This is a genomic window from Nocardiopsis listeri (genome assembly GCF_020741345.1).
GTDB lineage: Bacteria > Actinomycetota > Actinomycetes > Streptosporangiales > Streptosporangiaceae > Nocardiopsis > Nocardiopsis listeri_A.
Genome location: NZ_DYZD01000169.1, coordinates 1 through 5,668, shown reverse-complemented (window position 1 = coordinate 5,668; position 5,668 = coordinate 1). Strand labels below are relative to the sequence as shown.

4 protein-coding genes and 1 riboswitch are annotated in these 5,668 nt (G+C 69.4%); of the genes, 1 reads left to right on the top strand and 3 read right to left on the bottom strand.

Annotated features, from left to right (window positions below):
• The 3 genes from thiD to K8V84_RS09465 all read right to left on the bottom strand — a co-directional run.
• Nucleotides 1-644: bifunctional hydroxymethylpyrimidine kinase/phosphomethylpyrimidine kinase (gene thiD, locus K8V84_RS09475; protein ID WP_304073150.1), on the bottom strand; the 644-nt coding region annotated here is incomplete at its 3' end.
• A riboswitch (TPP riboswitch) is annotated at nt 632-730 on the bottom strand. It overlaps the preceding gene by 13 nt.
• A 66-nt stretch (nt 731-796) precedes the next feature.
• Nucleotides 797-1,723, bottom strand: coding sequence for a DUF368 domain-containing protein (locus K8V84_RS09470; protein WP_304073148.1), 927 nt, complete (start codon nt 1,721-1,723; stop codon nt 797-799).
• Between the two features lie 393 nt (nt 1,724-2,116).
• Nucleotides 2,117-3,778, bottom strand: a complete 1,662-nt coding sequence (locus tag K8V84_RS09465; RefSeq protein ID WP_304073146.1) for an acyl-CoA synthetase — start codon at nt 3,776-3,778, stop codon at nt 2,117-2,119.
• Between the two features lie 370 nt (nt 3,779-4,148).
• Between K8V84_RS09465 and rocD the strand changes: the two genes are divergently transcribed.
• On the top strand, nt 4,149-5,423 hold the full coding sequence (gene rocD / locus K8V84_RS09460; protein ID WP_304073144.1) for an ornithine--oxo-acid transaminase: 1,275 nt from the start codon (nt 4,149-4,151) through the stop codon (nt 5,421-5,423).
• Nucleotides 5,424-5,668 lie beyond the last annotated feature (245 nt).

Genomic DNA, 5,668 nt, shown 5'->3' with positions numbered 1-5,668 from the left:
GTGCAGCCGGTGCCGTGGGTGTTGTGGGTCGCCACGCGCCTGGCGCTCAGCTCGATCGGGGCGGACTCCCCGTCGACCAGCAGGTCGACGCTGTCGGTCCCCGGCAGGTGCCCGCCCTTGAGCAGGACCCGACGCGGCCCCAGCTTCAGGAGTCTTTCGGCCTGGGATCGCATCGTGGCCAGGTCCGTGGCCTCTTCCTCGTCGAGCAGGTCGGCGGCCTCCGGCAGATTCGGGGTGAGGAGGTCGGCGCGTGGCAGCAGTTCGCTGCGCAGCGCCTCCATCGCGGACCGCTCCAACAACCGGTCACCGCTCTTGGCGACCATCACCGGGTCCACCACCACGTCCGACAACCCGTGCCGGTCGATCGCGGCGGCCACGGCCTCGGTGACCTCGGCGGTGCCCAGCATCCCCACCTTGACCGCGTGCACGGTCGCGTCCTCGAACAGCGTGTCCATCTGGTCGACGACGAACGAGGCGGGGACACCGTGAACCCCGGTGACCCCGCGCGTGGACTGGGCGGTCAAGGCCGTCACCACGCTCATCCCGAAGACCCCGTGGGCGGAGAACGACTTCAGATCCGCTTGGATGCCGGCGCCCCCACTGGGGTCGCTTCCGGCGATGGACACGACGTTGTACACGCTCATGGCGTTCCTTCGCTAGTACGAACTAGGGCAGGTTCGACGGGTGTGCTCTCAGCCGGTTCGTTTCGCCGGCACCCCGCGCCGCCGGGGCCGAAGCGCCGTGAAGCGCTCGCTCGACCCCGACCCGGTATGTGGTTGTGAGTACGACTCTAAGGTCAGACGGAGACGCTCTCGTGACCGGCCTCGTGCTCGCGCCGGGCTCGGGCGCGGTGCTCCCACACGATCGAAGCGACCACGATCACGAAACCGAGCGCGGTGAAGGCCAAAGTCACGGGCACGTCGGTCATCGGCAGGATGTCGCGCTCCTCGGTCTGCCACGGCCACAGAGCGCGCAGCGAACCCGCCATGAGGCCGGTGAGCACGACCAGGGTGACGTGGTGGTGGTTCTCCAGCAGGAACTGCAGGACCTTCACGAAGAGGGCGAGACCGGTGATCATGCCGAGCACGAAGATCGTGATGTAGGGGATGTCGGCCGAACGGAGGGCGGCCATGGTGGGCTCGTACAGACCCAGGGTCAGCAGGATGAAGGAGCCGGACAGACCTGGAAGGACCAGAGCGCAGATCGCGACCGCGGCGGCGATGAACACCACCACCGGGTGGGTGGGCAGGTTGGCACCCGGCAACCCGGTGAGGAAGAAGGAGAGAGAGGCGAAGACCAGGGCCAGGAGGTAGTGCCAGGCCTTCCAGGTCTTGCCCGCGCCGGTGTAGGGGATCCACAGGCAGGCCAGCACCAGCCCGAAGAACAGGGCGTAGGCGTACTGGGTGTAGCTCTCCACCAGGGGTGCCAAGAAGACTGCGGCGAGGATGAGTGCGAAGGCCATACCGATCAGGGCGGGGATCAGGACACCCCAGTCCACCTGGCGGAACTGCTCCTGGGCGCGGTCCTTGCCACGACCTCGGGGCACGTCGGTGACGTAGCGCTTGATCCCGCTGACCACGTGGCCCGCGCCACCGATCAGCTTGTCGTAGAGACCGACCATCAGAGCGACGGTGCCGCCGCTGATGCCGGGCAGTGCCTCGGAGGTGCCCACGGCCCCGCCGCGCACCGTGTTGAAGATGTAGGAGCCTACTGAGTTGGCCATGAATGCTCGGGCGCTTCTTCCGGGGAACCGGGAAGGGGGCGCCGTCCTCCGTCCTGATGGTGCCGCCGGTCCCGTATCCACGGTGGACCGGCCGGTCAAAGGGGTGCTTGGGTCGGCGCGGACCTCGATGAATCCGCCGATGGTACGATCCCGGGCCGCGCGCCGAGGTTCGTCACTCCGGCCACACGATGGGGGAGGGGGACCGAGGGTCCCGGGCCGGGTGTGGCCATTCTAGCGTCGCCGGCGAGGGTGGAAGGCGCTCCGGAACCGTCCTGGAGATGTCGAAGGGGCGCCGAAACCCTGTTTCGGCTGATAGGTCGCATGCCGACTCTGAGACCGAAATGAGGGGCGCCACAGAGAAGGGCCGCCAGACCCCTCGGAGTGCCCTGCGGGTCACCGCGACTGGGGGCTGGGAGCACCTTCACCGGCCACCGAAGCGGCCCAACGATAGTCCTGTTTGCCCACGGCGGTCCGCCGGACCCGGTCCACGAAGTGCACCGTCCGCGGCACCTTGAACCCGGCCAGCCGAACCCGGCAGTGGGCGCGCAGCGCCTTCTCGTCAGGGCTGCTGCCGGGGGCCAACGAGACCAGGGCCGTGACCCGCTGGCCGAGGTTCTCGTCCGGAGCGGGCACCACGATCACGTCGTCCACCGAAGGGTGGGCCTTGAGCACGGCCTCCACCTCCTCGGGATACACCTTCTCCCCGGCGGTGTTGATGACCACGCTGCCCCGGCCCAGCAGGACGATCGAACCGTCCGCGGCCCGGGTCCCGTAGTCGCCGGACAACGCCCAGCGCCGTCCCTCGGCGTCGGTGGGGAAGGTGCGGGCGGTGGCGATGGGGTCGTTGTAGTAGCCCAAGGGGATCCGGCCGGTGCGCGCGATCCGTCCGACCTGCGGCGACCCCGGCCTCAACGGACGCAACGCGTCGTCGAGCACCGAGATGCTGCCGCCCATGGTGAAGCTGCGACGGTCGGTGGCGTCGGCGACCGTGGCCGCCTCGTCGGGGGCGGTCGCCGAACCGCACACACCCGTCTCCGAACCCCCGTAGGAGTCGGCCAGGGCCACGTCCTCGCGCCAGGCCGTCCACAGGTTGCGCACCGCAGGGGTCAACGGTGTGCCACCCGAACGCACCGAGGTCAGGTCGGGGCACAACCCGGGTTCGGTGAGCAGGTGCCGCGCCAGCGGACGCGCCATCGCGTCGCCCACCAGCTGGAGCGCGTGCACGCCCTCGCGGTGCGCCAGTTCCAGCACACGGTCGGGCCTGAAGCTGCGGTCGGTCGAGAGCACCACGCGCTTGCCGCACAGCAGCATGCTCAACGCGTGCCACTGCCCGGCGGCGTGCATGAGCGGGCCCAGGACCAGCATGCGCTGCGGGAAGCAACGAACGGCGCGTTCGGCCACTTCCCCGGGGGTACGGGCGCGCGGGGTGCCCGGGGAACGACGCTCCACCGCGGCGCGAAAGACGTCGGCCTGGCGCCACAGCACGCCCTTGGGGTAACCCGTGGTGCCGCCGGTGTAGAGCAGGTAGTGGTCGTCGCCACCGGTGGTGGGAAGCGCTCCCTCGGGGGCCCCGGCGTCCTCGCCCCACGCGGCCAGGGCGGACTCATAGTCCGTCCCTTCGGCGGTCCGCTCGGTGCCGTCGGCCAACAGCAGCACGTGACGCAGTCGGGGCAGGTCCGGAAGGACGGCCGTGACCCTCGCGGCCAGGGAGTCCTCCGCGATCAGCGCCACCGCGTGCGCGTCGGAGAGCACGTGCCGCAGCTCGCCGGCCACGTACCGGTAGTTGACGTTGACCGGCACCGCTCCGGCGCGCAGCACACCGAGGAACGACTCCATCCACTCGGCCCGGTTGAACGACAGGATCGCCACGTTCTCACCAGGGCGCACACCCGTGGCGACCAGGTGCCGGGCCAACCGGGTGGCCCGGTCGTTCAAGGCGCGATAGGTGAGCCGACGCGGACCCGCGACGAGGGCGATCCGCTCAGGTACGGCCCCGGCCACCGCCGCCATCAGCGAAGGGAGGGAGAAAGGGGTATCCGAAGACGCGTGTGGCACGGCTGATCCTCCCTGGCGTTCGTGTGACGGCCGTCCCCGGCGAAGGCGCTCGCGGCGGCTGTGACTGTAGGGCGACCGTACCCGCCAGAAACCGGGCTGATCGTGGTGAGGGCTGTGTACCGCGTCACCTGCGCAACCATGCCCGTGACCCCCTCGTGATCGGCGTTCGGAAGAGCCCCGCTCAGGTGGTGTGCCGGCGTGGATCACGCGTGGGTTTCGGGCGTCGGTCGCGCGCGGTGATGTCGGCCACCTCTTGTGTGCTCACCGGATGATCTGCTCAACTCTTGGAGATCCCGCCGCGAGGGCTCTACCCGGCCCCACGGTGGGTATCTACTGTCTGACATCGGTCAATGGTGATCGGAGCGGCTAGATGACCACCCAGAACCTGGGACAGCAGGACTCCGCCGGAAACCCCGACGGACACGCACTCTCCAGCTCGGACCACATCGAACTCGCGCAGGCCAGATCGGCGCACAACTACTCACCCCTTCCCGTCGTGATCTCCGAAGGCCGTGGCGCCTGGGTGACGGACGTCGAGGGGAAGCGGTACCTCGATTGTCTGGCCGGGTACTCGGCCATGAACTTCGGCCACCACAACCCCGACCTCCTGGCCGCCGCGCACGCCCAGCTCGACCGGGTGACGCTGACCAGTCGGGCCTTCTACAACGACCGGTTCGGACCGTGGGTGAGCTCCCTGGCCGACATGGTCGGCAAGCAGAAGGTCCTGCCGATGAACACCGGCGCAGAGGCGGTGGAGACCGGTATCAAGGTGGCCCGCAAATGGGGCTACGAGGTCAAGGGCGTTCCCGAGAACCAGGCGACCATCGTCGTGGCGGGCGCCAACTTCCACGGACGCACCACCACCATCATCTCCTTCTCCTCGGACCCGGAGGCGAAGACGGGTTTCGGCCCCTACACGCCGGGCTTCCGCTCCGTGCCCTACGGGGACGCCAAAGCCATCGAGGACGCCGTCGACGACACCACGGTCGCGGTGCTCATCGAACCGGTGCAGGGCGAGGCGGGCGTGATCGTGCCGCCCGCCGACTACCTGCCCCGGGTCCGCGAGATCTGCGACGACAACCGCGTGCTGTTCATCGCCGACGAGGTACAGGCGGGACTGGGCCGCACCGGCACCATCCGGGCGTGTGAGCACACCGGGGTGGTTCCGGACGCCTACCTGTTCGGCAAGGCGCTGGGCGGTGGCATCCTGCCGGTTTCGGCCATGGTCGCCGACGAGGACGTACTGGGTGTCATCCAGCCCGGTCAGCACGGGAGCACCTTCGGTGGCAACCCGCTCGCCGGTGCCGTCGGGGAGACGGTCGTGCGCATGCTGAGCCAGGGCCCCTACCTGGAGAACGCCCGAAAGCTGGGCGAGGTGCTCAAGCGCAGGTTGGAGGAGTTCGTCGGGAACGGAGTGGTCTCGGCGCGCAGCATCGGCCTGTGGGCCGGTGTGGACGTCGACCCGGAACTGGCCTCCGGCAAGGAACTGTGCAAGCGGCTCGCCGAGCACGGGGTCCTGGTCAAGGACACCCACGGTTCGACCGTGCGGATGTCACCGCCCCTGGTGATCACCGAAGAGGACCTCAACTGGGGTATGGACCGCTTCGCCGAGGTCATCGCCGAACTCAAGGCCGAGAAGAAGTAGCGACGGGGGAGCGGGGGCCGTTCGCGGCCCCCGCTCCATCGGTCGTCGGTCGTTGGGGCGCCGATCGAAAGCCGGTTCAGGAGTCGGGGTCGGAGCCCGCCTCGGCGGCCTCCTCGTCCCCTTCGCCGTCGGCGGGTTCGTCCTCCGGCTCACCGTTCACCGGGTCCAGCGGACCGCCGAGTTCGCGGGACAGCTTCTCCGGGGACACGCTCTCCAGCCGGTCGCGGGACTGGTAGAGCACCCGT

Bases quoted from the DNA above. Each gene is read 5' to 3' on its own strand.
- rocD (WP_304073144.1), top strand. From the start codon at position 4,149: ATGACCACCCAGAACCTGGGACAGCAGGACTCCGCCGGAAACCCCGAC.
- K8V84_RS09470 (WP_304073148.1), bottom strand. From the start codon at position 1,723: ATGGCCAACTCAGTAGGCTCCTACATCTTCAACACGGTGCGCGGCGGG.